Source organism: Gemmobacter fulvus, from assembly GCF_018798885.1.
Lineage (GTDB): Bacteria > Pseudomonadota > Alphaproteobacteria > Rhodobacterales > Rhodobacteraceae > Gemmobacter > Gemmobacter fulvus.
This window is the reverse complement of record NZ_CP076361.1, coordinates 2,151,461-2,176,233: the sequence shown is the minus strand read 5'-3', so window position 1 is coordinate 2,176,233 and position 24,773 is coordinate 2,151,461. Positions and strand designations below refer to the sequence as shown.

The 24,773-nt window shown below is 64.7% G+C and carries 20 protein-coding genes; 15 read left to right on the top strand and 5 right to left on the bottom strand.

Translation table 11 applies throughout. The annotated features are described in order from the left end of the window. Positions 1-57 precede the first annotated feature (57 nt). The 5 genes from KM031_RS10505 (at position 58) to KM031_RS10485 (ending at position 6,664) form a co-directional block, all read left to right on the top strand. Positions 58-2,877, top strand: a complete 2,820-nt coding sequence (locus KM031_RS10505) for a xanthine dehydrogenase family protein molybdopterin-binding subunit (RefSeq protein WP_215504942.1) — start codon at positions 58-60, stop codon at positions 2,875-2,877. Further along, positions 2,874-3,392, top strand: coding sequence for a (2Fe-2S)-binding protein (locus tag KM031_RS10500; RefSeq protein ID WP_215504943.1), 519 nt, complete (start codon positions 2,874-2,876; stop codon positions 3,390-3,392). The genes KM031_RS10505 and KM031_RS10500 overlap by 4 nt, the downstream gene beginning before the upstream one ends. Beyond that, entirely contained in the window at positions 3,389-4,321 is a 933-nt protein-coding gene (locus tag KM031_RS10495; RefSeq protein WP_215504944.1) for a hypothetical protein, read from the top strand. Before KM031_RS10500 ends, KM031_RS10495 begins: the two co-directional genes overlap by 4 nt. Beyond that, complete coding sequence (locus KM031_RS10490; RefSeq protein ID WP_215504945.1) at positions 4,318-4,998, top strand: Crp/Fnr family transcriptional regulator; 681 nt, start codon at positions 4,318-4,320, stop codon at positions 4,996-4,998. The genes KM031_RS10495 and KM031_RS10490 overlap by 4 nt, the downstream gene beginning before the upstream one ends. Positions 4,999-5,092: 94 nt before the next feature. Further along, positions 5,093-6,664 carry a glycosyltransferase gene (locus KM031_RS10485; protein WP_215504946.1) on the top strand — a complete coding sequence of 524 codons (1,572 nt, stop codon included), beginning with the start codon at positions 5,093-5,095 and terminating at the stop codon, positions 6,662-6,664. Here KM031_RS10485 and KM031_RS10480 read toward each other — a convergent pair. After that, entirely contained in the window at positions 6,633-7,328 is a 696-nt protein-coding gene (locus tag KM031_RS10480; protein ID WP_215504947.1) for an acetyltransferase, read from the bottom strand. The genes KM031_RS10485 and KM031_RS10480 overlap by 32 nt on opposite strands. Beyond that, complete coding sequence (locus tag KM031_RS10475; RefSeq protein WP_215504948.1) at positions 7,325-8,488, bottom strand: DegT/DnrJ/EryC1/StrS family aminotransferase; 1,164 nt, start codon at positions 8,486-8,488, stop codon at positions 7,325-7,327. The genes KM031_RS10480 and KM031_RS10475 overlap by 4 nt, the downstream gene beginning before the upstream one ends. A 122-nt stretch (positions 8,489-8,610) precedes the next feature. On the opposite strand from KM031_RS10475, the gene KM031_RS10470 reads away from it, so the two are divergent. Further along, complete coding sequence (locus KM031_RS10470; protein ID WP_246567045.1) at positions 8,611-9,654, top strand: glycosyltransferase family 2 protein; 1,044 nt, start codon at positions 8,611-8,613, stop codon at positions 9,652-9,654. Positions 9,655-9,662: 8 nt separating this feature from the next. On the opposite strand, the gene KM031_RS10465 is transcribed toward KM031_RS10470, so the two are convergent. Further along, positions 9,663-11,897, bottom strand: coding sequence for a rhamnan synthesis F family protein (locus KM031_RS10465; protein WP_260691899.1), 2,235 nt, complete (start codon positions 11,895-11,897; stop codon positions 9,663-9,665). 403 nt (positions 11,898-12,300) lie between these two features. On the opposite strand from KM031_RS10465, the gene ugpB reads away from it, so the two are divergent. From ugpB to KM031_RS10445, 4 genes are all read left to right on the top strand, one after another. After that, a complete protein-coding gene (gene ugpB / locus KM031_RS10460; protein ID WP_215504950.1) occupies positions 12,301-13,596 on the top strand; it encodes a sn-glycerol-3-phosphate ABC transporter substrate-binding protein UgpB in 1,296 nt (431 codons plus the stop codon). Positions 13,597-13,677: 81 nt separating this feature from the next. Beyond that, on the top strand, positions 13,678-14,559 hold the full coding sequence (gene ugpA / locus KM031_RS10455; protein WP_215504951.1) for a sn-glycerol-3-phosphate ABC transporter permease UgpA: 882 nt from the start codon (positions 13,678-13,680) through the stop codon (positions 14,557-14,559). Continuing rightward, entirely contained in the window at positions 14,552-15,421 is an 870-nt protein-coding gene (gene ugpE / locus KM031_RS10450; RefSeq protein WP_246567009.1) for a sn-glycerol-3-phosphate ABC transporter permease UgpE, read from the top strand. The genes ugpA and ugpE overlap by 8 nt, the downstream gene beginning before the upstream one ends. Further along, positions 15,422-16,486: a sn-glycerol-3-phosphate import ATP-binding protein UgpC gene (locus KM031_RS10445; RefSeq protein WP_215504952.1), complete on the top strand. Its 1,065-nt coding sequence runs from the start codon at positions 15,422-15,424 to the stop codon at positions 16,484-16,486. It abuts the gene before it with no gap. A 10-nt stretch (positions 16,487-16,496) separates the two neighbouring features. Here KM031_RS10445 and KM031_RS10440 read toward each other — a convergent pair whose 3' ends face one another. Next, positions 16,497-17,429 carry a LysR family transcriptional regulator gene (locus KM031_RS10440; RefSeq protein ID WP_215504953.1) on the bottom strand — a complete coding sequence of 311 codons (933 nt, stop codon included), beginning with the start codon at positions 17,427-17,429 and terminating at the stop codon, positions 16,497-16,499. 119 nt (positions 17,430-17,548) lie between these two features. On the opposite strand from KM031_RS10440, the gene lysA reads away from it, so the two are divergent. From lysA to KM031_RS10425, 3 genes are read left to right on the top strand one after another with little or no spacing between them, the layout of a single operon-like run. Further along, positions 17,549-18,862, top strand: coding sequence for a diaminopimelate decarboxylase (gene lysA, locus KM031_RS10435; protein ID WP_215504954.1), 1,314 nt, complete (start codon positions 17,549-17,551; stop codon positions 18,860-18,862). Between the two features lie 54 nt (positions 18,863-18,916). After that, a complete protein-coding gene (locus KM031_RS10430; RefSeq protein WP_215504955.1) occupies positions 18,917-19,432 on the top strand; it encodes a L,D-transpeptidase family protein in 516 nt (171 codons plus the stop codon). A gap of 10 nt (positions 19,433-19,442) precedes the next feature. Continuing rightward, positions 19,443-21,014, top strand: a complete 1,572-nt coding sequence (locus KM031_RS10425; protein WP_215504956.1) for a D-aminopeptidase — start codon at positions 19,443-19,445, stop codon at positions 21,012-21,014. Positions 21,015-21,018: 4 nt separating this feature from the next. Here the strand turns inward: KM031_RS10425 and KM031_RS10420 are convergent, their stop codons facing one another. Further along, positions 21,019-21,945 carry a LysR substrate-binding domain-containing protein gene (locus KM031_RS10420; protein WP_215504957.1) on the bottom strand — a complete coding sequence of 309 codons (927 nt, stop codon included), beginning with the start codon at positions 21,943-21,945 and terminating at the stop codon, positions 21,019-21,021. A gap of 176 nt (positions 21,946-22,121) precedes the next feature. On the opposite strand from KM031_RS10420, the gene KM031_RS10415 reads away from it, so the two are divergent. Together KM031_RS10415 and KM031_RS10410 are read left to right on the top strand one after the other, a co-directional pair. Continuing rightward, positions 22,122-23,021, top strand: coding sequence for a serine hydrolase (locus KM031_RS10415; RefSeq protein ID WP_215504958.1), 900 nt, complete (start codon positions 22,122-22,124; stop codon positions 23,019-23,021). Between the two features lie 48 nt (positions 23,022-23,069). Beyond that, complete coding sequence (locus tag KM031_RS10410) at positions 23,070-24,707, top strand: ABC transporter substrate-binding protein (protein WP_215504959.1); 1,638 nt, start codon at positions 23,070-23,072, stop codon at positions 24,705-24,707. Positions 24,708-24,773 lie beyond the last annotated feature (66 nt).

The window sequence follows — 24,773 nt, the reverse complement described above, 5'->3', positions numbered from 1 at the left end:
CCCATCTGGCCAGCGTGCTGTTCCCGGGTCCTGCTTTTTTGCCGTTTTGAGGATCACATGATTGACAGCCGCAAGCCATTTCCGGGTCTGACCCGCCGCAGTTTCATCAAGACCACGGCGGGCCTGATCGCCTGTTGCGTGACCGGCCTGCCGCAGGTTGCTCGCGCCGATAGCCCCGCCAATGCGCTGGCGCAGGTGGGGCGCAACGGCTCTCCGGTGCCGGGCATTGCCGCCGAGCGGATTGACGGCCGCGCCAAGGTGACCGGGCAGAAGGTCTTTGCCCGCGATTTCAACGCTCGCGACATGCCGGGCTGGCCCGCAAAACAATGGTATGCGCTGTTTCTGTATGCGCTGACCACCGATCACGCCTTTCTGGGGCTGGATCTGGCGGGCCTGCCGGATGCAGCCCGCCCGCGCCGGGTGATCCTCGGCAATCAGCTGTCCGGGCAGTTCGCCGCGCCGAAACTGCGGACCCGCCGCGATCTGCATATTGATGAAAAGCTGGATGCCCTGTTGGCAACCGGCGAGACCGGCAGCTTTGACCGCCCGCCGGACATCGAATTTGACCTGATCGTGCAGCCCGGCAATGTGCCGGATTTTCTGGGTCAGGCCGTGGCGCTTTTGCTGTTTGACAGCGCGCGGGGCTTACGCGCGGCCCGCAGTGCCTTGCAGTTCCGCGATGCCGAATTCCAGATCTATGCGCTGGATACCGGCCATTCCATCGGGATGGGCAGCGTGTTCCCACCCGAAACCACCTATGTGAAATACACGCTGGCGGGCGAGAATTTCAGCTATGCCACCGCGGACCCGAACCTCTACATGACAGAGGTTCCCGCCTATCGGCAAAAGATCGACGCCGCCCTTGCCGCCCAGCCCGGACTGCTGACCCAGCCGATTGCCTGCGACATGGGTTCGGTCGATCCGATGTTCATGGAGCCGGAAACCGGCATCGCCTGGTATGATGGCGCGGCGCAGGCGCTGAACATCGTGCTGGGCACCCAGTCGCCCGATGGCGATATTGCCGATATTGCGGGCATGTTCGGCACCGAGGATGCGCCGGTCAAGGTGACGGCGGTCAATCTGACCAGCTGTTACCCCGGCGGGGGTTTTGGCGGGCGCGACAGTTCGCCTTTCTCGCTGCTGCTGGCCCTTGCCGCCCCCTTTACCGAGGGCAATCCGGTGCGGCTGGAGTTTGACCGGTTTGAACAGTTCCGCACCGGGCTGAAGCGCCACACCACCCGCATCGACGGCAGCCTGTCGGTCGGCCCCGACATGAAGTTGCAGGCGGCGCAGATGGTGCTGCGCTTTGATGGCGGCGGGCGCAAGAACCTCAGCCCCTATGTCGCCAGCCTTGCTGCGCTCTGCGCCGGGGGGGCCTATCAACTGCCCATGGCGAATATCTTTGCCAATGCGGTGCATACCCAGAATGTCAGCGCCGGATCCATGCGCGGGTTTGGCGGGCCGCAGGCCTATTTCGCCATGGAAACCGCGCTGGATGATCTGGCGGCGCGGCAGGGCTGGGATCCGGTGGCGCTGCGCCGCGCCAATCTGGTGGCGGATGATGGCACAACGGTTGCGGGCGGCCCCATTGCACAGGAACTGCGGCTGTCCGAAATGCTCGATCTGGCCGAAGCCCATCCGCTCTGGCAGGACCGGGCGGCGATAAAGGCCGACTACGCGGTACGCGGCCTGACCTATGGCACCGGGATTGCGCTGTCCTTGCAGGCCTATGGCACCTCGGGCGATGGCATGGTGGCGGCGGTGCATCTGGCAGCGGATGGCACGCTGCGGGTGGAATCCGATGCGGTGGATATGGGCAATGGCTCGGCCACCACGCTGGGTGTGGTGATCGGCCCGATCCTTGGCGCCAATGCGGCGCGGGTCGATATGGCCAGCTATGCGCTCTGGGGTCAGACCGGGCTGACCACCACCGACAGCACCGGCACCCGCTGGCAGAACCCCGACTGGACGCCGAAATCCGTCGGCTCGTCCTCGGCCTGCCTGACTGGGCTGCATCAGGTTCATGCCGTTCAGGAAACCGCCCGCGCGCTGTTTGAAGGCAGCGTGATGGCGGCGGCGCGGCAGCTGTGGCAGCGCCCCGACATGGCCCCCGCGCAAACCGTCTGGCAGGACGGCGCGCTGGTCGCCGTGGACGGTAGCCTGCCACCGCTGCCGCTGGCCGATCTGGCCCGCACCATGCATGACAGCGGCCTGCCGACCGGTGCCTTGGGCCATGCCTATTTTCAGGCAAGCTGGGCCGAGGCCGATTTTCCCACCCCCGGCGGATCGGTGCATCTGCGGCTGGATGGCCTGTCCTATTACGCGGCAGGTGCGGACACGCCTGCCCGTGTGGTGCGGCAGAACACGCAAGGCCCCGGCAGCGCCAGCAAGCGCTATGCGCGTTATGTCTGGGCGCCCTGCCTGAACATCATCGGCCTGACCGTGGATCGCCATACAGGGCGGGTGCAGGTGGAAAACGTCATCAGCATCCTCAACGCGGGCCGGGTGCATGTGCCCGAACTCGTCTCGGGGCAATCGCAGGGCGGGGTTGCCATGGCGCTGTCTTACGCGCTGCTGGAAGAGCTGCTGCCCGGCATGGACGGCCCGGCCAATGGCAGCTGGAACCTGAACCGTTATCACCTTGCGCGCTTGCAGGACATGCCGCTGGCCACGACCTATACGCGCGGCGGGCGGGCGCAAGAGCTGATCATCCTGCCCGAGACACCGGGAGACGGGCGCGCCGGGCGCGGCATTGCCGAGGCGGTGATGTGTTCCGTTGCCCCCGCAATCTCCAACGCATTGCTGGATGCCACCGGGCGGCGCTTTGCCTCGCTGCCCATCACCCAAGCGAAAATTCTGCAAGGTCTGGCACAATGAGCATCAAATTCACCGTGAACGGCATGGCACAAGAGGTGCCCGATGCGCGGGGCGAAGATCGGCTGATCGACTTTCTGCATGACGATCTGAACCTGACCGGCACCAAGTTCTGCTGCGGGATCGGCGTCTGCCGCGCCTGCACCGTGGCCATGGCAAAACTGCCGAACCCGGTGGAAACGCCGGTCATCGCCTGTTCCACCCCGCTGTCGATCCTCGCCGGGGCGGCGATCACCACCATCGAGGGCGTCTCGGCCGGAGCCGAGCTTTTGCCGGTGCAAGAGGCGTTCCTGCGCCATTTCTCGTTTCAATGCGGCTATTGCACGCCGGGGTTCGTGATGGCGGCCAAGGTGTTTCTGGATGGGCTGGCCCTCGCCCCGCCGCCTGCCGATCTTGAGGCGGCGATGGCCACCGCCATCGGTGACCATATCTGCCGCTGCTCCGGCTATGTGCGTTATGTCGATGCGCTGCGCGAAACCGCGCTGGCCGTCATCGCCACACGGGGGGCCGTGCAATGATCCGCCCCCTGTTCTGCATGGTCCTGATCGCGCTGGCCAGCCCGGCAATCGCCCAGACCAGCAATGAAGCCTATGCCGAGGCCTGCCGTGCCGCCGTCGGCCCGCTGCCGGAATTTTCATGCGCCGATGGCGTGCCGGTGCCGGTAACGGTGGATGGCGTGCCGGTCACCGATCCACAGCCGCAGATGGACTGCGACCGCCCTGCCCTGCTGGACAACGGTGCCGGGTCCGATGGCCAATGTGTGCCTCATTCGCGCATCCTGTCGCTGTCCACCAGGGACATGATGGTATCGGTCATGTGCCGCCAGAAGGTGATCCGCGATCCTGCCAGCATGGATTTTGACGAGATCGATATCGTGGCGCATAATCCCGCCACCGGCGCGACCTGCTGGTTTCAGGCCTCGGGCAGCCGTGACGCGCCGGTCTCTGGCCTCGCGGTGCCCTCGCCCACCGACGCGCGGGACAACAGTTTCTGGAATGAGCCCGAACAGGTCGCCGCCGATGGCTGCGGCAATTGCCACGACAACGACCCGTTCATGTATTCCCCCTTTGTGGGTCAGGTCTGGCACGCGGTGCCGCAAGCGCCGTTCGGCCCCTATTTCCATGTCGGCGGCCAGTTCGGGTTTGACCAATGGCCCACCGAAACCTTTGCGCTGCGCGACAATACCTGTGTCAGCTGCCACCGCATCGGCATGGCCGAAACCTGCGGCAACCTGACCCGGCTGATGACCGGCAAGGAGCCACCGCTCGGCGCCGATGCCGCAGCGCTCCGCTATCCGCTGTCCCATGCCATGCCGCCCGCCTTTGGCCAGAGCCTGCCCAGCTGGCATGTGATCTATGGCGACGCGGTCTCGCAGATCGCCTCGTGTTGCGCTGATCCGACGCAACAGGCCTGTATGCTGACGCCCCTGCCGAAAGCCGCTCCGTGAAGAACAGCCTTGCCTTCCCGCATCTTCTGGATGCTAGCCTGCTGGCCGATCTGTCGGATGATCAGAAGATCACCTTTCTGGACGCCTGCGCCCTGCGCCGTTTCGCCAGCCCGACCGAAATCCTGTCGCAGGGCGAACCCTGCCCCGGTCTCTATCTGGTGGCGCAAGGGCAGGTTGAGGTGAGTTATGTCGATGCGCAGGGCAACCTGAGCGTGGTCCACATCTCGACCCCCGGCGATGTTTTGGGCGATGTGGAGGCGTTGTCCGAAAACCTCTGTGCCGCCAATTGCACGGCGCAGGCCAATACCAGCGTGCTATTCTGCGCCACGCCGCTGATCTATACCCATCTGCAATCGCCGGTCTTTGTGCGCAATCTGGCCGGGATCTATTATGATCGGCTGATGCGCGATAATGTGGCGAAATCGGTCAGCCAGTTCTATTCGGTGGATCAGCGGCTGTGCATCTATCTGAGCCAGCTGACCAGCGAACACCGCCCGCAGATCAGGGCCAGCCAATCCTCGCTGGCCGCGATCATCGGCTGTTCGCGCCAGACGGTGAACCGCAAGCTGGGAGAGCTGCGCGACGAGGCGGTGATCCAGATCGGCAAGGGCATGATCACCGTGCTGGACCGCAAGGCGCTGGACGAGCGGATCGAGAATGCCGTGCTCGATGTCTGATCCCGCAGTGCCGCTTTCCCGGTTTTGATCCGGCCTTCATCCATGCGAAGCTGCGCCTGATCCGCAGGGATGACCAAGGCCAGGAGGACCGCCGATGTATGATGCGATTTTCGATCCTGCGTTCTATGGCCAGCGTCACGGGCTGGGGGATCGCGGGTCGTTGAAGCATTTCATCGCCAGGGGAGACAGGCTTGGTCTGGATCCGGGGCCCTATTTTTCAACGCGGTATTACAAACAACGCTATCCTGATTGGCAGGTCGGCGGGGCAGCAACGGCGGCAGCCGATTTTCTGCAAAGGATCGCCGCCGGAGAGATGCGCCAGCCGCATCCTCTGATTGACCCGGCCTATTACCTTGAGCGTTATCCCGATCTGGCCGGGCTGGGCGCAGCAGCAGCGCTGCATTTCATGGCGCATGGCGATGCGGAGGTGCGCGCGCCCTCTGCCGGGTTTGATGCCGATTTCTATCAACGCTGCTATCTGGCACTGGATCAGCGGCAGCCGTTCCGCCACTTCATCACCGAAGGACAGCAGCTGGGCCACATGCCCAAGCCAGTCCCGCGCAGTCAGGCCGAGTCCAGCGCGGCAATGGCGCAGGCCATGGCGGGCCGGGACCGGCCTTTCCTGCTTTGTGCCCATGATGCCCAACCCGCCGGGGTGCCGCTGCTGACGCTGGATCTGGCGGCGGCATTGGCGGATCGTAGCTGGCAGCCGGTGTTTCTGCTGCACAGGGGCGGCCCGCTGCTGGACAGGTTCCGCGCGCTCGGCCCGGTGTTCCTGCTGGCCGAAGGCTGGGATCTGCGCGGGTTGGCGCAGGGGCTGGCCGCTGGCACGCCAACCGTGGTCAACACTGCCGCCGCTGCGGGTATGGCGGCGGATCTGGCCTTGGCCGGGCACCCCTGTCTGGTGCTGATCCACGAGATGGCCGATTATCTGCGCGCGCAAGACCTTCTGGGCGATCTGGCTACTGCACAAGCGGCAGGGGCGCGGCTGATCGTGTCGATGCCGTCAATGGCGGCGGCATTGGCGGCGGAACTTGGCCCGCTGGCGGCGCTGCGCCCTGGCATCAAGCGCCCGCCTGCGCCGCTTGCGGCCTTTCGGCGGGCGCGGCGCTGGCGCAAGGCGCAAAGCGGGCCGGTGTTCATCAGCGCAGGCCATGCCGGATGGCGCAAAGGCTTCGATCTGTTTCTGGAGGCGGCGCAGGCGCTTCGTGTGCAGCACCCCGAGGCGCGGTTCATCTGGCTCGGGGCGCTGGACAGATGGGCGCGCGCGCTGGCGGATCAGGCACTTGCAACAGGGTTGGCGCTGGAGCTGCCGGGCTTTGTGGCGGACTCGCTGGCCTGGTATCGCGCGGCGGATGTCTATCTGCTGACATCGCGGCAGGATCCCGGGCCGACAACCGTGATCCATGCCGCCGCAGTCGGAACCCCGTTCGTGGGCTATGCCGCCGATATCGGCATCATTGGCATGACCGATGGCATCGGGCAGTTTATCGCCCCGGGCGACAGGACCGCCTTTGTGGCCGCCGCCACGGCTGCCGCCCGCGCTGTCAGCCGGGCCAGCCGCCTTGCCCTGCGCCGCCATATCCGCGCCGAAACCGCGCTGGAGGCCTATGTCGACGGGGTGTTGGCGCAGCTCATGGCTGTTTCAGCAGACGCTGCAACCTGACCCAATCGCGCACCGGCATCGCCGGGTTGCCGATTACCCGCGCCCCGGCGGGCACATCGCGCAGCACCGCCGCACCCACACCGACAATCGCCCCCGCCCCGATCCGCAACGGCCTGTCGCGGCTGCCATTGGTGATCACCGCCTGCGGCCCGATATGGGCGCCTTCGCCGATCTCCACATGGCCCGAGACACAGACACCGCTGCCCACCGTGGCAAAATCGCCGATCGTCACATCATGCGCCAGAACCGAGGCCAGAAGCTGCACCCCCGCCCCGATGCGGACATTCGGCCCGATCCTGCTGAACGACATGCAAAGGCACCCGGCACCGTAGTCCACCACCGGATCGACGTGCAGCTGGCCCGGGCAGCTCGCCGTGGCCAGTGTGGCCCCCTCATCGGTAAACCGCTTGGCCATGCGAGCGCGCAGTGATCCGCTGCCGGGGGTCAGCAAAATCGGCACTTCGGCAAATTGCCGCAGCCGTTCCTCCGACGAAATCACCGGGATGCCCAGAACCGGATGCACGAAGCCGTTTTCGATATCGTCGACAAGGGCGCGCAGCCGCACCCGGCCCCGCCAGAATTCCTCCATGCCGCGCAGGATGACCAGCGTATGCCCGCGCGCGCCGAAAACGGTGATCTCGTCAAACTCGGTCGTCGCTTTCATGCGGGATGCCCCTCTGCCACCACGCGGCGGATGATCGCGGCAATCCGCTGCGCATCCTCTGCCGCCACCCGGCCATGAAACGGCAGGCACAGCACTTCGGGGGCGACCTGCGGCGCGATGGGCTGGCGGTGCGCCGTGATGATCGGCACCTCGGGCCAGCGGGTGCCGGGGCCGCAGAGCAGCGGAAAGTGATTGCGCGCCAGAATCCGGCCCTGGGCAAGGGCCTGATGGATGCGGGCGCGCAGCGCGGGGGCCGCGCGCAAGGCATAGGTGGTCAGGCCCGCACTTGCCCCACCACCGCCCCGGTGCAAGGTGATACCGGGAACGGAGCCGAGCGCAGCATCATAGAGCGCCCGCAAAGCCTGCCGCGCCGCGATTTCCGCCGCCAGATCGGGCAGCAGCGCCAACCCGAGGGCGGCCTGCGCCTCGGACAGCTTGCCGTTTGTGCCCGGCCCGGTCATCCGCCCCGCTTCCAGCCCGAAGTTGCGCAACCGCCGCAGCCGGGCCGAGGCTTCGGCCCCGTTCGTCACGACAAAGCCGCCCTCGCCGGTGTGCAGCACCTTGGTGGCATGCAGCGAAAAGGCGCTGGCATCGCCATGCACGCCGATGGGCTGCCCGTCCAGCGTCAGCCCGAAGGCCTGCGCCGCATCATAAGCCAGCCACAGCCCATGGCGGCGGGCAATATCGCCAAGCGCTGCCACATCGCAGGGCACATCCAGAAAATGCACCGGTAGAATGGCCGCCGTGCGTGGCGAGATGGCCGCCGCGACGGCGCGTGGGCACAGGGTTAGCGTGTCGGGTGAGATATCGGCAAAGACCGGGCGAAAGCCGCACCAGGCAATCGCCTGCGCCGTCGCGGCAAAGCTGAGCGCGGGCGTGATGACTTCGGCCCCTTCCGGCAGATTGCCCAGACGCAGCGCCATCATCAGCGCCATGGTGCCCGATGACACCAGATCAAGCTGCTCCGCCCCGGCAAGGCCGGTCAGCGCCTGTTCCAGCCGGAAGTGCAGCGGCCCGCCATTGCTGAACCAGCCGGTCGTGATGGATTCGCCGATCAGGGCGGCCAGCCGCGCCGGATCCGGCCGCATCGGATCACCCACGGTGACAAGCGGCGGATGGTCCACCGGCCAGGCCAGCCCCCGATCTGCGGGAAATGTCACCACCATTCCGCCCCTGTCCCTTCATCGCCCGCCCTGCGGCACACATGCCGGGCTGGCTGCGCACGGCAAGAGGTTGTAGGAATGAAATGCGTCATAAATGCGAAGGTCGTCTTTTGAAGATTATGTCCGCCACCTGTGTGCGCAACGAAGCGCCGTTCCTGTTGGAGTGGATTGCATATCACCGTTTGCTGGGTGTCACCGACTTTGTGTTCTTTTCCAATGATTGTGAAGACGGAACCGACCACATCCTCGACGGGTTGGCCGCCCATGGGGTTGTGCAGCATATCCGGCATCAGGCCGAACCCGGAAAAAGCATTCAGTGGAAGGCGCTGCAAACACTCTGGACGGCGCGCGCCGCCAAAGGGCATGACTGGTTCCTGTTCAGCGATATTGACGAATTTCCGGTGATCCATACCGGCGGGCACCGATTGGCCGATGCCATTGCCGCCATGAGCGTTGAAGTCGAGGCGATTGCGCTTCCGTGGCGGCTGTTCGGGGCCAATGGCGTGGCCAATTTTCACGACATGCCGGTGACGGCGCAATTCACCCGCTCTGCCCCGCCCGATCTCTTTCACCCGATTGCGGGCCGTTTCTTCAAGACTTTGTTCCGCCCTGCCAGCTTTCAGAAAGTCGGCGTGCATCGGCCCAAACGCCGGAACACCGCCACCCCCCCGGTCTGGGCGGATGGATCTGGCCAGATCCTGCCCGAAAGCTTTGCCGCCGCGAATGAGCGGCTGATCCTGCCCGGCAGAACGGTTGGCCGCGCGATCATCGAGATGAATCATTATTCGCTCAAATCGGCGGAAAGCTTTCTTGTCAAAACCGCGCGCGGCCTGGCGAACCGGCAGGTCAAATCCATTGACCTGCACTATTGGATCGAGCGGAACTTCAACTCCGTTGAAAATACGGCGATCCATATCTGGTCCGACGCGCTTCAGGCCGAAATGGCCGCATTGAAGGCGCTGCCCGGCATTGCCGCCCTGCATGACGCCGCCTGCGACTGGCATCGCGCGAAATTTTCGGCGCTGGTCAAGACCTCCGCCGGGTATCGCTTGTTCAGTGATTGCCTTCATGCCGCGCAATCCATTCCCCTGCCCGAAGCCGTTGCGCTGCGCCTTTATGGCATGTTCCAGCAAATCACGCCGGATGGTGGCGATCCGGGCTGAGCCTGCGGTCATGGCGGCGCGAAGGCCCCCGCCTCCAAAGCCGTGCGCAAGGCGCGGTTGCTGTTGAACTGCCGCCGGTATTTTGCATGTGCTGTCTGCCCCACCGCCGCGACCGGCAGAATGTCATGACCCGTCGCACGACAGACCACACCCAACATGCGTTCGATGGCATGGGCGACGGTGCCATCAACCTGCCCTGCTTCGGGTGGGAAATGCGCCGGTGTCAGCGCCAGATCCAGCAGCGGCTGAATGGCCTTGGTCCGCCCCCAGAACATCGACCCCACCGGGAACTGCAATTGCGAATTGTCGGGCAGCGGCGCTTGCAGATTGATCCGGGCCGCCAATTCGCGCGCAATATCCTTGTTCGCCCCCCAATGCGAGGCACTGAGTACCGAACGATAGGTCAGCGGCGTGACCAGCCCGAGGCTCGGGATCGACTGAAACAGCGAAAGAATACGGTTCACATCCTCGCGCGAGTTCAGCAGACAATCGAGGATATGCGCCAGCCAGTCGTTCAGCTTGCCGGAATGCGGGGATTTCTTGCCATGCAGATGCAGCACGATATCGTGGCGGTGATACACATCGCCAAAGCCGTAGAGTTTGGGCCAGATGTCGCGCCCGCGATTGGCAAAAAGACGGATCTCGGCCTGCGGCAGATGGGCGGCGATGCGGGCGGCCTTTTCTTCGGTATCGGTTGACACATAGATCTGCACCGGCGCGTCAATCAGGGCCAGCCGGGCGGCAAACTGTTCTGCCAGATCCTCATAAAAAAGATGCAGGAACACCCCGACCGGCGCTTGGGTCGCGACCGGCGCGCGCCGGGGGTTGAGCGCCAGATGGATCTTGTTCGCGTCGCGCTGATAGTCCTCGGGGCTGTGCGCCCACAGCGGTTCATCGCGCAGCAGCCGCGCCAGAGCGGCATCACGTTCCGCCGGAGAGACTCGCAGCCGCAGCACAGGTGAGGTTTCGCGCAGCGCCTCGACCACCCGCAGCGCCGATCGGGCCAGCGTGTCGACGCGGGCCTGTGCAGCAGGCGTGACCGGGCCGCGCATCAGTCCCTGCATCTCGCGCAAATCCGCCATCAGCGCATGAATGACCCCCTCGCCTGCCGCAGGCTCTGCCGCCAGAAGCGGCGCAGTCGGCGGATAGGCCCGCGCCAGATGCAGGATCTCGTCAGCCGCCAACAACAGGCCTTCGTGCTGGGTATCGGCCGAACGGGCCGGATCGCTCAGCCGCAGCAGGCCGATGGGCGCCGCCATCCGCTGGTCCAGCAGCGCGCGGGTGGGCAGGGCCATCTGCTGCTGCGCCAGCACCTCGCGGGCACAGGCCACAAATGTCATGGCGCGGCCGCCAAAGCCGAAGTCCAGCTTGATCCGGTCATGCAGCGCGATACGGGCCTGCCGGTCTGCGGTGGGCAGCGCGAGGAACTCGTCCAGCTTTGCCACCAGCCCTGCCGTATCCGACACACAGGCAAGCTCTGGCAGCGTCGCCGCCGTAAACTCGGGGATCACCTCGGAGATGACCCGCGCGCCCGACGACAGCGCATCAAAGGTGCGATTGCTCATGAAGCCAAGATCGGCCATCTGCGGCATGTGGCTGTTCAGCACGATGCGGGCTGCGGCATAGGTTTCGGCCAGTTCGGTGTAATTCAGCCGCTCGCCCTGAAGGCAGTGATCGGGCACAACGCCGCGCCAGCCCGGCCCCCAGATCCGCACGTCATGCCCCGATTTGACCGCCTGCACCACAAGCCGCCGGTCCACCCGCGGCGCATAGGCGCCCACAAAGACCACGGGTATATCGGCGGCATCGGCGCGACGCCGGTCGGGGTGGAAATGCGCAGTCTCGGTTGCCTGCGGCAGATACTGCGCCGCAATGCCGCGCTGCTGAAGGTAATTGGCAAACAGTTTCGACGCACAGAACACGCCCTGAAACCGCGCCAGACTGGCCACCGGGGCCAGATTGGGCGGGCTGATCATCCACAGCAGGTTCGGCACGCCCGGCACCGGATCTTCGGGATGCGGCCCGACGATGCGCAGCACGACATCGCGCCCCAGCCCGCAGCCAAGCTTTGGCATCTCGTTGCGGAAGAACAGATCGCCGTCGCAGCCCCGCAAGGCGCGAATGGCGCGCAGCAATCCTTCGGCATATTGCGTATCGCCCCAGCCATCCCGGTTCGGGCGCGTCGCATAGACACTGACATGGAAGAACAGACCATCATTCAACGCGTGCAACTCGGAAACCACTCTGCCCTTTCCTGCCGACAGGTCTGGCCGGATCGTCGCCCCCGGCCCCCGGCATCGACCACCGTCACCCGATGCAGTGAACAGCAAAGCGCGCACCGCTGCAACTCTGTCCCCGCCCTCGGGGTCTGGTGAAAAATCTTGCGCGATTGCCGCAACGGAAGGTGGCGCATCAGGCCGCGCGCGGATCGGGATTTCGGCAGCCGACGCCCCGATTGCCGCAAGGTCAGGCGTCAATTTTCGCGCAAAAGTTGCCCCGAACCCACCCCTTTCCACCAGAATAATTGACTTTTCGGTCAAAGGCCGGGCTTAATTCGCGCGGGGAGACTGAGGAACGGACAGTTAAGAAATTGTCGTGATTCCTTGGAATGGTGTCCTGTCAGACAAACCGTAGGAGGACGACAATATGAAAGCCATGAACCTTTGGGTCGCCGGGCTTGTGTCGCTGCCGTTCGCAGCGCAGGCCCAGACCGAGATTTCCTGGTGGCACGCCATGTCCGGCGCGAATTCCGAAGTGGTCGAAAAGATTGCCAGCGACTTCAACGCCAGCCAGACCGATTATGTGGTCAAGCCGGTCTTCAAGGGCACCTATCCCGAAACCCTGAATGCGGGCATTGCGGCGTTCCGCGCCGGGCAGGCCCCCGACATCATGCAGGTGTTCGATGTGGGCACCGGGGTGATGATGGGCGCGCAAGGCGCGATCAAGCCGGTGGCCGAGGTGCTGACCGAAGCCGGGTTCACCTTTGACAAAAGCCAGTATCTGCCAGGTATCGTCGGCTATTATTCCAGCCCCGAAGGCGAGATGCTGTCCTTCCCCTACAACTCGTCCTCGCCGATCCTGTATTACAACAAGGATATTTTCGAAAAGGCCGGGCTGGATGTGAACACCCCGCCCAAGACCTGGGCCGAAGTCTGGGCCGCCGCCCGCCAGATCAAGTCCAGCGGTGCTGCGACCTGCGGTTACACCTCGACCTGGCTGACCTGGATCCATACCGAAAACTTTGCCGCCTGGAACAATGTCTCCTGGGCCAGCAATGAAAACGGTCTGGCGGGCACGCCCGAACTCGCCATCGACGGCCCGCTGTTCGTGAAGCATTTTCAAGAGCTTGCCGATCTGGCGAAAGAGGGGGTGTTTGTCTATGGCGGCCGCACCTCGGAAGCGAAGCAGAATTTCACCTCGGGCGAATGTGGCATCCTGACCGAAAGCTCGGGCGGGCTGGGCGACATCGTGAAATCCGGCATGAACTATGGCATCGGCCAGCTGCCCTATGATGAAACCGCCGAAGGCGCGCCGCAGAACACCACGCCGGGCGGGGCCTCGCTCTGGGTGATGGGCGGCAAGTCGGAAGAGACCTACAAGGGCGTTGCCGCGTTCTTCAACTACCTGTCGCAAACCGAAGTGCAGCAGTTCCTGCACGAACAGTCGGGCTATCTGCCGGTGACCATGGCCGCCTATGAGGCCACCAAAGCCTCGGGTTTCTATGAGAAGAACCCGGCGCGGGAAGTGCCGATCCTGCAAATGTCGGGCAAGCCGCCGACCGAAAACTCCAAAGGTGTGCGGGCCCCGAATCTGCCGCAGCTGCGCGACATCCAGAACGAAGAATATGAAAAGATGCTGGCAGGCCAGCAGACCGCCGAACAGGCAATGAAGGCCGCAGCCGAGCGTGGCAATGCCGCGATCAAGGAAGCCTCGGGCGGCTGAGGCACGCACCACCAAACGTAACCGGGCGCGCGTGGCACAGACCCGCGCGCGCCTTCTCGTCCGACAGAGCAAGGAGTGTGGATGCGCCGCACCGTTTTCCCGCACAAGGTTTTGCCTTGGCTGCTGCTGGCACCACAATTGGCGATCACGCTGATCTTCTTTTACTGGCCAGCGACCCAGGCTTTTCGTGAATCCGTGATGAAAGAGGATGCTTTCGGGCTGAAAACCACCTTCGTCGGGCTGGCCAATTTTCGCAAAGTGCTGAGCGATCCGAGTTATCTGAACGCCATGCAGGTGACGGTGATCTTTTCGGTGCTGGTCGCATTCTTTGCCATGGCCATCGCGCTGTTCCTTGCGGTTCAGGCAGAAAAGATCATACGCGGCAAAGGCTTCTATCGCACGCTGATGATCTGGCCCTATGCCGTGGCCCCTGCCATTGCCGGCATGTTGTGGCTGTTCATGTTCAACCCATCCTTCGGCACGCTCGCCTGGCCGCTGCGCCAGATGGGCATCGCCTGGAACCCGCTGCTGGACAGCGAACAGGCGATGGCGTTGATCGTGGCCGCCGCGACATGGAAGCAGATCAGCTATAACTTCCTGTTCTTTGTGGCCGGGCTTCAGGCCATTCCCAAATCCCTGCTGGAGGCCGCCGCGATTGATGGGGCCAGCAGGCACCATGCCTTCTGGACCATCGTCTTTCCGCTTCTGGCACCGACGACGTTTTTCCTGCTGGTGGTGAACACCGTCTATGCGCTGTTCGACACTTTCGGCATCATTCACGCCGTCACTGGCGGCGGGCCGGGCAAGGCCACCGAAACGCTGGTCTACAAAGTGTATAACGACGGGTTCGTGAACCTGATCATGGGCGATTCCGCCGCGCAATCGGTGATCCTGATGGTGATCGTCATCACCCTGACCGCCTTCCAGTTCCGGTTCATCGAAAAGCGGGTGCATTATGGGTGATGGTTCGCAAAGCCCGCTGGCCGCACGCGGCTCCGCCCGGATGCTGGCGCATTTCTGGATGATCCTCGGCGTGATCATCGTGGCCTTTCCGGTCTATTACGTCTTTATCGCCTCCACCCATTCCGTGCAGACCATCCTGCGCCCACCCCTGCCCCTGCTGCCCGGGCCAGAGGCGTTCCGCAATTATGACGAGGCGTTTTCCGGCGGGATCGGGCGGATTGGCGGCGTCAGCCTGTGGCGGCTGCTGGCAAATACCACGCTGATCGCCATGGGCATCGCCTTGGGCAAGATCGCCATTTCGATGGCCTCGGCCTATGCCATCGTGTTCTTCCGCTTTCCGCTGCGCATGGCATGTTTCTGGCTGATCTTCATCACATTGATGTTGCCGGTCGAGGTGCGGATCCAGCCGACCTACAAGGTGATGGTCGATCTTGGCCTGATCGACACCTATGCCGGTCTGATCCTGCCCTTGATCGCCTCGGCCACCGCCACGCTGCTGTTCCGGCAGTTCTTCATGACCATCCCCGATGAATTGCTGGAGGCGGCGCGGGTGGATGGCGCAGGCCCGTGGCGCTTCTTCAAGGACATCCTGTGGCCACTGTCGCTGACCAATGTCGCGGCGATCTTCGTGATCCAGTTCATCTACGGCTGGACGCAATATCTGTGGCCGCTGCTGGTGACCAATTCCAATGAAATGAACACCATCGTCATCGCCCTGAAAAAGATGGTGTCTTTCGCGGATGCCGATACCCCCTGGAACCTCGTCATGGTGACTTCCGTGCTGGCCATTCTGCCGCCGATCCTCGTGGTCGTGCTGATGCAGCGCTGGTTCGTGAAGGGCCTTGTTGAGACGGAGAAATAAATGGCGCGTATTCTGCTGAACACCCTGCGCAAAAGCTATGCCGGGCAAGAGGTGATCCATGGCATCACCATGGACATTGCGAATGGGGAATTCGTGGTCATCGTCGGCCCGTCGGGCTGTGGCAAATCCACCTTGCTGCGCATGGTGGCCGGGCTGGAAGGCATCAGCTCCGGCACCATCGAAATCAACGACAGGGTGGTGAACGATCTGGAGCCGCGCGAAAGGGACATCGCGATGGTGTTCCAGAATTACGCGCTTTATCCGCATATGAGCGTGCGCGAGAACATGGCCTATGGCCTGAAGATCGCCAAAATGCCCAAGGCCGAAATTGCGGAACGTGTCGCCCGCGCAGCCACCATGCTGGAGCTGGAGCCCTATCTGGAGCGCAAGCCGCGCGCCTTGTCGGGCGGGCAGCGGCAGCGCGTGGCGATGGGGCGCGCACTGGTGCGCGAGCCTGCGGCCTTTCTGCTGGATGAACCGCTGTCGAACCTCGACGCCAAGCTGCGGGTGCAGATGCGCTTGCAGATCAAGGAGATGCACCTGCGCACCGGCCAGACCACGCTTTACGTCACCCATGATCAGGTCGAGGCGATGACGCTGGCCGACCGGCTGATCGTGATGAACAAGGGCGTGGCCGAACAGATCGCCACCCCGCATGAGGTCTATACCACCCCGGCCAGCGAATTTGTGGCGGGCTTCATCGGATCGCCCGCGATGAACATCTTCACCATTCGGGCCGAGGCGGGCGTGGCGGTTCTGCCGGGCGGGCAGCGTCTGCCGCTGGCGGGCCTGCCTGCGCTTGGCGAGGTGCGGCTGGGCCTGCGCCCCGAGGATCTGGAGATCGTCAGCCCCGACACGCCGGGCATCCCGGTGGTGCTGCGCTCGGTCGAATGGCTGGGGGCGGATGCGTTTGGTTATGGCGTCATCGAAGGGTCTGACGTGCTGATGACGCTACGCCTGTCAGGCAGCACGATCGCCGCCCGGGGCGACCGGCTGCATGTGGCCCCGGCGGCAGGGCGGCTGCATCTGTTTGCCAAAGACAGCGGCAAGCGCATTTCAGGTTGATCCGGCAGCCTCAGCCTGCGGGCATGGGCACCAGATGGCGGTCAAGCTCGGCCGCCATCTCGGCGACGGCCTCGTGCAACCCGGCGATGAAGCGGCGCAGATGGGCCTGCCGCGTGCTGCGCGCAGGATGCCAGAGCGCCACCCGGTAAGGCACCTCGACCGAGAGGCGGCGAAACACCACCGGGCCGCCGATATGGCTTGCGGCGGTCAGCGGGTTGATGACCGAAACACCGACCCCGGCTGCGACCATGGCACAGACACTGGCGGCGGTGGTCGTCTCGCCGATATAGCTGCGCGTCACCCCCGCCTCCAGAAACACCGCATCCAGCTTGTGACGATAGGGGTCGTTCTGGCTGAAATAGATGAAGGGCTGGCCGGTGAAATCTGCCGGGGTCAGAACGGGTTGCGCCGCAAGATCATGGCCTTGCGGCAGCACGCAGACCATATTGCCGACAACCACCGTCTCGCTGCTGGCGTTTTCACGGTCGAGCAGGTTTTCGGCCAGACAGAGGTCAAAGACCTGGGTCGTCATCTCGTGGCGCAGCGAGGGCTCTTCATGCGAATGGATCGAAAAATGGATTGCCGGGCGCTGTTTCAGCAGCCGCTGCATCACCCGGGGGATGATGGATTCGGCATAGGCCGGGATGCTGGCGATGCGGAAATTCGCGGCATTATGGGTGCGGATGGCCGAAGCGGCGCGGCTGATCTCGTCCAGCCCCACGAAAGACCGCAGAACCACCTCATGCAGAAGGATCGCCTGTTCGGTCGGCGTCAGCCTTTTGCCAAAACGCAGGAACAACTCGAACCCCAACCGGCTTTCGATGTCGCGGATCTCGCGGCTGAGCGTGGGCTGCGAACTGCCCAACCGCGCCGCCGCTGCCGTGATGCTTTTGTTCAGCATGACCGCATTGAACACCTCGATCTGGCGCAGATTAAGCTTCATGTCCGGTCCTCCTTGCGCCGCTTGCATATCAACGATGAATAATATCTGCCAATGAAGTATTTCATTTGCATGGGAAGCTCTGGGATGGTCGGCCTGTTCCCATCAACCAAGGGGTCACCATGACCGCGACCACGCCTTTCCTCCCCGACACCAGAGACGAAACCACCGATGCCTGGCTTACCCGCCGCAACGGCACGCTCTGCGCCGAAGCGGTGCCGCTGTCGGCGGTGGCGCAGGCCGTCGGCACGCCGTTCTACGCCTATTCGGCGGCGGCCCTGCGGGCCAATTATGCGGCACTGGCCGCGGCAGTGGCCCCCCATCGGGTGACGGTCTGCTTTGCGGTCAAGGCCAGCAGCAACCGGAATGTTCTGGCCGAATTTGCTGCCCTTGGCTGTGGCATGGATATCGTGTCGGGCGGCGAGATGACGCGGGCGCTGGCTGCCGGAACGCCGCCATCACGGATCATCTTTTCCGGCGTCGGCAAGACACGGGGCGAGATCCGCGCGGCGCTGCGGGTCGGCTTGCACCAGATCAATGTCGAAAGCGCGGCAGAGCTGGAGGTGGTGGCGGCCGCCGCGCGCGAACTGGGTCTGCGCGCGCCGGTGGCGCTGCGGGTCAACCCGGATGTCGACGCCCTGACCCACGCCAAGATCACCACTGCCCGCAAGGACAGCAAGTTCGGCATTGCCGCCGCCGAGGTGCCCGCTCTCTATGCCGAGGCCGCCGCCCGCCCCGAACTGGAGATGGTGGGGCTGGCGGTGCATATCGGCTCGCAGATCCTGGACCTTGCGCCGTTCCGGCAGGCCTGGGCCGCGATGGCCGGGCTGGTGCGCGTGCTGCGCGCTGCGGGTCTGCCGGTGGCGCGGCTGGATCTGGGCGGCGGTCTGGGCATTGGCGACGACAGCCATCCGGGGCCGGATCTGGCCGAATATGCCCGCATCATCGGCGAGACGGTCGGCGGCCTGGATCTGGCGCTGAACGTGGAGCCGGGCCGCTGGCTGTGCGGTCGCGCCGGGGTTCTGGTGAGTGAAGTCCTGTACCTCAAGCCGGGCGAAGGTGCCGATTTCGCCATCATTGACGCTGCGATGAACGATCTGATGCGCCCTGCGCTCTACGAGGCTCGCCACCCGGTGATGCCGCTGCACCCGCCCCGCGATGGGGCGGCCCGCGCCTACCGCCTTGTCGGGCCGATCTGCGAAAGCTCGGATGATTTCGGCAGCTATCCGGGCCTTGGGCCGCTCGCCGCTGGGGATCTTCTGGCCTTCCGTCACGCCGGGGCTTACGGGGCGGCGATGTCCTCCACCTACAACTCCCGCGATCTGATCCCCGAAGTGCTGGTCGACGGTGCGCAGTTCCGGCTGATCCGGGCCCGAGCCGGGATCGACGCAGCACTGCGGCTGGAAGAGCCCGGCCCCTGGAGCCATGCGGGCTGAACCCACAGCCGCGTGGCGGCCCACCATTCTCCATTGACCCGTTGAGAGGACAACATGGATCTGATCGTGACCAAACAGGGCGATATCTGGCAGGCCGCCTGTGCAGGCAAGGTCTGGCGCGCAGGCGTGGGGCGCAGTGGCATCGGGGTGAAACGGATCGAGGGCGACGGCATCAGCCCCCTCGGGTGCTGGCCGATCCGGCGTGTGCTGTTCCGCGCCGACAAGCTGGCAACCGCGCCGGTTTCGGTGTTTCCGACCGACGCCATCGCCATGGATGACGGCTGGTGCGATGCGCCTGCCCATCCCGACTATAACCGCCCCGTCAAACGCCCCTTCGCCGCCAGCCATGAAGCGCTGTGGCGCGGGGATGACCTTTACGACATCGTTGTCGTGCTGGGGCATAATGACGATCCTGTCTTGCCCGGCGCGGGCAGTGCGGTGTTTCTGCATGTCGCCAGCCCCGGATATGGGCCGACCGAGGGCTGCGCCACGCTGAGCCGGGCGGATCTTCTGGCGTTTCTGGCCTTGGCGCGGCCAGAGACACGGCTATGCTTCCGCGACATCGGGTAAGGACAAGACCATGGCCGTCATCGACCTGTCGGCGCTGGACAGCGCGTTGGATCTGCTGCCCGACCAGTATCGCGGGCCGGGCGGCGTGGCGGGCGTGGTGCATGAGGGCCGCGTGATTGCGCGCCGCGCCTGGGGCCATGCCGATATGGCGGCCCGCCTGCCGATGACAGCTACGCGGCGGATGCCGATCTGCTCGATTTCGAAACAGATGACCTGCGCCTTGCTGCTGGATCTGTTCAGCACGCCAGAGGCGCTGGACCCGTTGCTGCCCGATTTGCTGCCGAATTTCCGAGGCCCGCTGCCGACCGTGGCGCAGCTGTGCCACAACCAGTCCGGCCTGCGCGATTACTGGGCGCTGACGGTGCTGCACGGGGCCGCCCCCGAAGGCCTCTTCACCGAACAGGACGGGCGCACCCTTCTGGCGCAGGCGCGCTCTGGCCATTTCGCGCCCGGGGCGCAGTTTTCATACTGCAACGGCAATTTCCGCCTGCTGGCAGAGCTGATCCAGCGCGCCACCGGCCGCGATTTCGGCGCGCTTCTGGCGGAACGGATCCTGCGCCCCGCCGGGATGCCCAGCGCGCAGCTGGCCGCCGACATGCGCGACCGCGTGGATCAGGTGATCGGCTATGAGGGCAATGACGAAGTGGGCTTTCTGCCCGCCGAAAGCGCCATCACCTGGTTTGGCGATTCCGGGGTTGTCGCCTCGCTGGACGACATGCTGGCGTGGGAGGCCCATATCGACGCCAGCCGCGCCGATGCTGCCGGGCTTTACAGCCGCATCTCGGCCCCGGTCACCTTTGCCGATGGCATGCCCGCACCCTATGGTTACGGCCTGCGCCGCTACAGGCATGCGGGCCATGCCCTGACCGGCCATGGCGGCGGCGTGCGCGGGTTCTGCTCGTTCCGCCTGCATGTCGCGGCGGCGCGTTTGTCAGTGGTGGTGATCTTCAACCACGAGGCCAGCGCCATGCGGGCCGCCGAAGGGCTGATGACTGCCGCGCTGTCGGCACCGCCCGCCGCCGCCGCCGAACCGGGGCAAGGCTGGGACGGGCTTTGGTATGACCATGACAACGATCTGTTCCTGCGCACCCGCAATGTGCCAGACGGGGTGCGGCTGCACTATGCCGTGTCACCGGCCACCCTGCGCCCGGTATCCGCCACCCGCGCCGAAGGCCCCGGTGGTCTGGTGTTGGATCGGGCAGGCGATACCCTGCGGATGACACGGCCGGCCGAAAACCTGACCGTCAGCGCCAGCCACCTGCACCCGCTGCTGCGGGCCGAGGCCGGGGATATCGTCGGGCGCTACTGGTCGGACGAGATCGGCGCAGGTCTGGTGATCGAGGCGCGCGACGGCGCGGCCAGCATCGGCTTTGACGGCATGTTGGGGGTCGGGCCGATGGAGCGGATGTATCCTCTGGCGCGCGATCTGTGGGTGGTGACGAGCCGCCGCGCCATGGATGCCGCACCGCCCGGCGAATGGACGCTCCGCATCCGCCGCACAGAGGATGGTGCGGTGGCGGGCCTTACCCTTGGCTGCTTGCTGGCCCGTGCCATTCCCTATCACGGGCCGATGGCGGACTGACGGGTCAGAGCAGGTTCAGCCCCTTGAGGCGCTGGCGCGCCTCGGCGCAGATTGTTTTCAGATGGCCCGCAAGACGGCCCGCACTGTCCACCCAGGGCCGATCCACCGGATGCAGCGCCGACACCACAAACCCCGGGGCCGGGCCAAAGGCGCGCAGCACCGCCTTCTCGCCCAGATAGCCCAGCGCGGTCAGCGGGTTGAGGATGGTCACGCCGATGCCGCGCTGCACCATCTCGCAGGCACCATTGGCCGATTGCATGATGACCGGCATCCGCCGCGTCACCCCTTCCGCGTCGAACATCCGGTCGAGGATCAGCCGATAGGGATCGTTCGGGCCCAGCGATACAAAGGCCTGATCCTCGAAATCCTGCAAGGCCAACGGGCCATCACCCGAGGCCAGCGGATGCCCTGCCGGGATCAGGCAGACCTGCCGGAATGTGCCCAGCCGGATCACCTCGGTGGTGGGATCGTCATATTCGCCTTCGATCAGGCCGATGTCGAAATTGAAGCCCGAGATCGGCGACTGATTGCGCGGATCGCCATTATCGATCTCGACCGTCAGCCCCGGTGCCTCTTTCTGCAACCGCGCCACTGCCTCGGGCAACAGGCTTTGCGCAAAGGTGGGCAGGGTCGAGATCTGCAAGATCTCACCATAGGCGGCGCGCATCCGGTGCAGCGAGGAGTTGATCTTGTCGAGACCGGAATAGGCCTCTTCAATGGCATGATAAAGCTTCAAGGCCCGCGCGGTCGGATGCAGCCGCTGCCGCCGCCGGTCGAACAGCTGGAAGCCCACGGTCGATTCCAGCCGCAGCAATTCACGCGTGATGGTGGGTTGCGAGGATCCCAGCGCCGCCGCTGCCGCCGTGACGGTGCCGAATTTCACGATGGCGCGGAAAATATCCACCTGTCGCAGGTTCAGGTCCGGCTTCATCCCATGCCCCAGATGTTTTGGCCCCAGATTTACGGCGCCGGATTTATGCGCCCGGCACAAACTCCCATATCGAATATGAATGAAGTTAAATAGCCTTTTCTATATCCTCTGCGGTCATCGGGCGCTTAGCATTCTGGCAGGGAACCGCCATTTTTTAGCCCCGAGGTCCGCAACTCATGCCCGCCGAGACCAGCAACCCAACCCTGAACCGCGCCGCCGAAGCCGGGCTTGCCGCTTTGCTGGAGGCGGCGAATGGGGCGTTCGGGGCCGGTCAGGTGGCCGTCAGCGCCTGCCTCTATGACCGGGCGCTGGTTGCCGCCGATCCCGGCCCTTTCGCGGCGCAAACCGTCTGGCAGCATCGTGGCGATCAGCAGATCTATCCGGCCTCGGTCTGCAAGATGTTCTATCTTGCCGCACTGGCCGCGTTCGAGGCAGCAGGCCGGATCGTGCTGGATGACGAGGATCACCGCGCGACCGAAGCGATGATCGGCATTTCATCGAATGATGCGACGACCTATCTTCTGGGCCGCCTGACCGGGGCCTTTGACGGCCCCATGTTGCCCCCGGCAGAGCTGGAGGCCTGGGTGACCGCCCGGCGTCAGGTGCAGGACTGGCTGGACGGGCTGAACCTCCCGGCGCTTGACGGCATCCACCTGATCCACTCCACCTATGAAGACAGCCCCTATGGCCGCGCCCGGCAGGCCCGGCAGATCCGGCCCGGCAATCACCTGTCTGCCAGTGCCTGCGCCGGGATGCTGCATGACATGCTGCGCGGCGCACTGCCGGGTCGCGACTGGATGGCCCGCCGTCTGGCGCGCGACTGGCAGCGCGACGCCGGGCCAGACCCCGAGGGCGATCAGATCGGCGGTTTTCTGACCGGGGGGATTCCTGCCGGGTTCAAGGTCTGGTCCAAGGCGGGCCATACCTCCTGGACCCGGCATGATGTGGTCTCGCTCGCCGCCCCCGATGGCCGTGCCGCAACCCTAGCCGTGATGACCGAAGGGCAGGCGGCAGCGGATCACACCGGCACCCTGCCCGCCTTTGCCCGCGCCTTTGTGGCCGAGGCCTTCGGCTGAGCCACCACCATTCAAAAACACATAAAACCAATCAACAGGAAGCTGCCCATGCCCCATACACCCGCCTCGCTGATCCTGAGCCGCCGCCGCATGCTGGCCGCGATGCTTGCCAGCACCGCCGCCGCCGCTGTCGGTGTCACCCCCTTTGCGGTCCGCGCGCAGGAGGCGGGCACGCCGCGCCCCGGCGGCACCTTGCAGATGGTGGCCCCCTTCGGATCGGCGCTGCAAAGCCTTGATCCCCATGCCACCTATGAATCGCAGGATATGGCGGTGTCGAAGGCGTTCCACCGTTCGCTCTACAACTGGGATTCGGCGACCAATTCGGTGGTGCCGGAACTGGCCACCGAAGTGACACGCAGCGAGGATGGCAAGACCTTTACCTACAAGCTGCATGACAACATCTTTTTCCACAATGGCCGTCAACTGGCGGCCGATGACGTGATCTGGTCCTATTCGCGCATCCTCGCACCGGGCAGCAGCCTGTCGGCCATTTCCAACCTGCAAAACATCCTCGGCGCGCAGGACTACATGGATGGCAAGGCCGATTCAGTGGCGGGCCTCGTCAGGATCGACGATCTGACCTTCTCGATCAGCTTCGAAAGCTTTGTCGACCCCGGCTATCTGCTGTTCGAGGCGGTGACCGCGATCCTGCCGCGCGAGGCGGTGGAGGGGGGCAACTTCCTGTCGAACCCGGTCGGCTGCGGCCCCTTCACCTTTGTCGACCATGTCGAAGGCTCGCGCATCTCGGGCAAGAAATTCGACAAGTATTTCAAGGCGGGCAAGCCCTATGCCGATGCCATCGCCTTCACCATCACCGATGATTATTCGGCGCTGGACGTGGCCTTCCGTGCGGGCGAGATCGACGCGACGGTGCTGTCGGAAAACGGCTATGTGATGTACGCGCAGGATCCCGAGCTGTCGAAGGGCCTGATCGAGATTGCCGAGATGTTCACCCGCCACATGGGCATGAACCTCGACATGAAACCGTTTGACGATGTGCGGGTGCGGCAGGCGATCAACTATGCCATCGACCGTGACATCATCATCCAGAAACTGTTGAAGAACAAGGCGTTCAAGGCGGTCGGCTGGCTGCCCACGCCCTCGTCCGGCTTTGATCCCGACCGTCAGGCCTATGCCTTTGACCCCGAAAAGGCCAAGGCGCTGCTGGCCGAGGCCGGACTGGCCGATGGCGTCAGCTTCGAGGCATGGGTGACGGATGCGACCTCCTCGCTGGGTGTGTTGCAGGCGATGACGCCGTTCCTTGCCGCCGTGGGCATCACCGTGACGCCAAAGGTGGTCGAGGCGGGTGTGCTGGTAGAGGCAATCAACAAGGGCGAGGCCCCGGCCTGGTTCCGCTCCAACGGCACCGGCCCCGATCCGGTCTCGGCGCTGCGAAGCTTTGACAGCCGCCGCCCGCGCTCGACCAACCGGGCGGGCTTCAAGGATCCGGCCTTCGACGCCATGCTGGACGAGGCCGTGGCCACGCTTGACCCGGCAGAGCGCGTGGCGCTGGTGCGCAAGGCCGATGCCTATATCTTTGAGCAGGCGCCGGTCTGGTTCCACAATTACAACAAGGCGGTGCTGGCGACGCAGCCTTGGGTGCATGGCGTCGATGCCAATGTGACCGAGGCCGCGATCATCGAGGTCGATCAGGTCTGGCTGGACGAAACCGCGCCCACGCGCTGATCTGCCCACCGGGGGGCGGCCTCGACCGCCCCTCACACGCCAGCCCCGTCAGCCCGTGGATGTGCC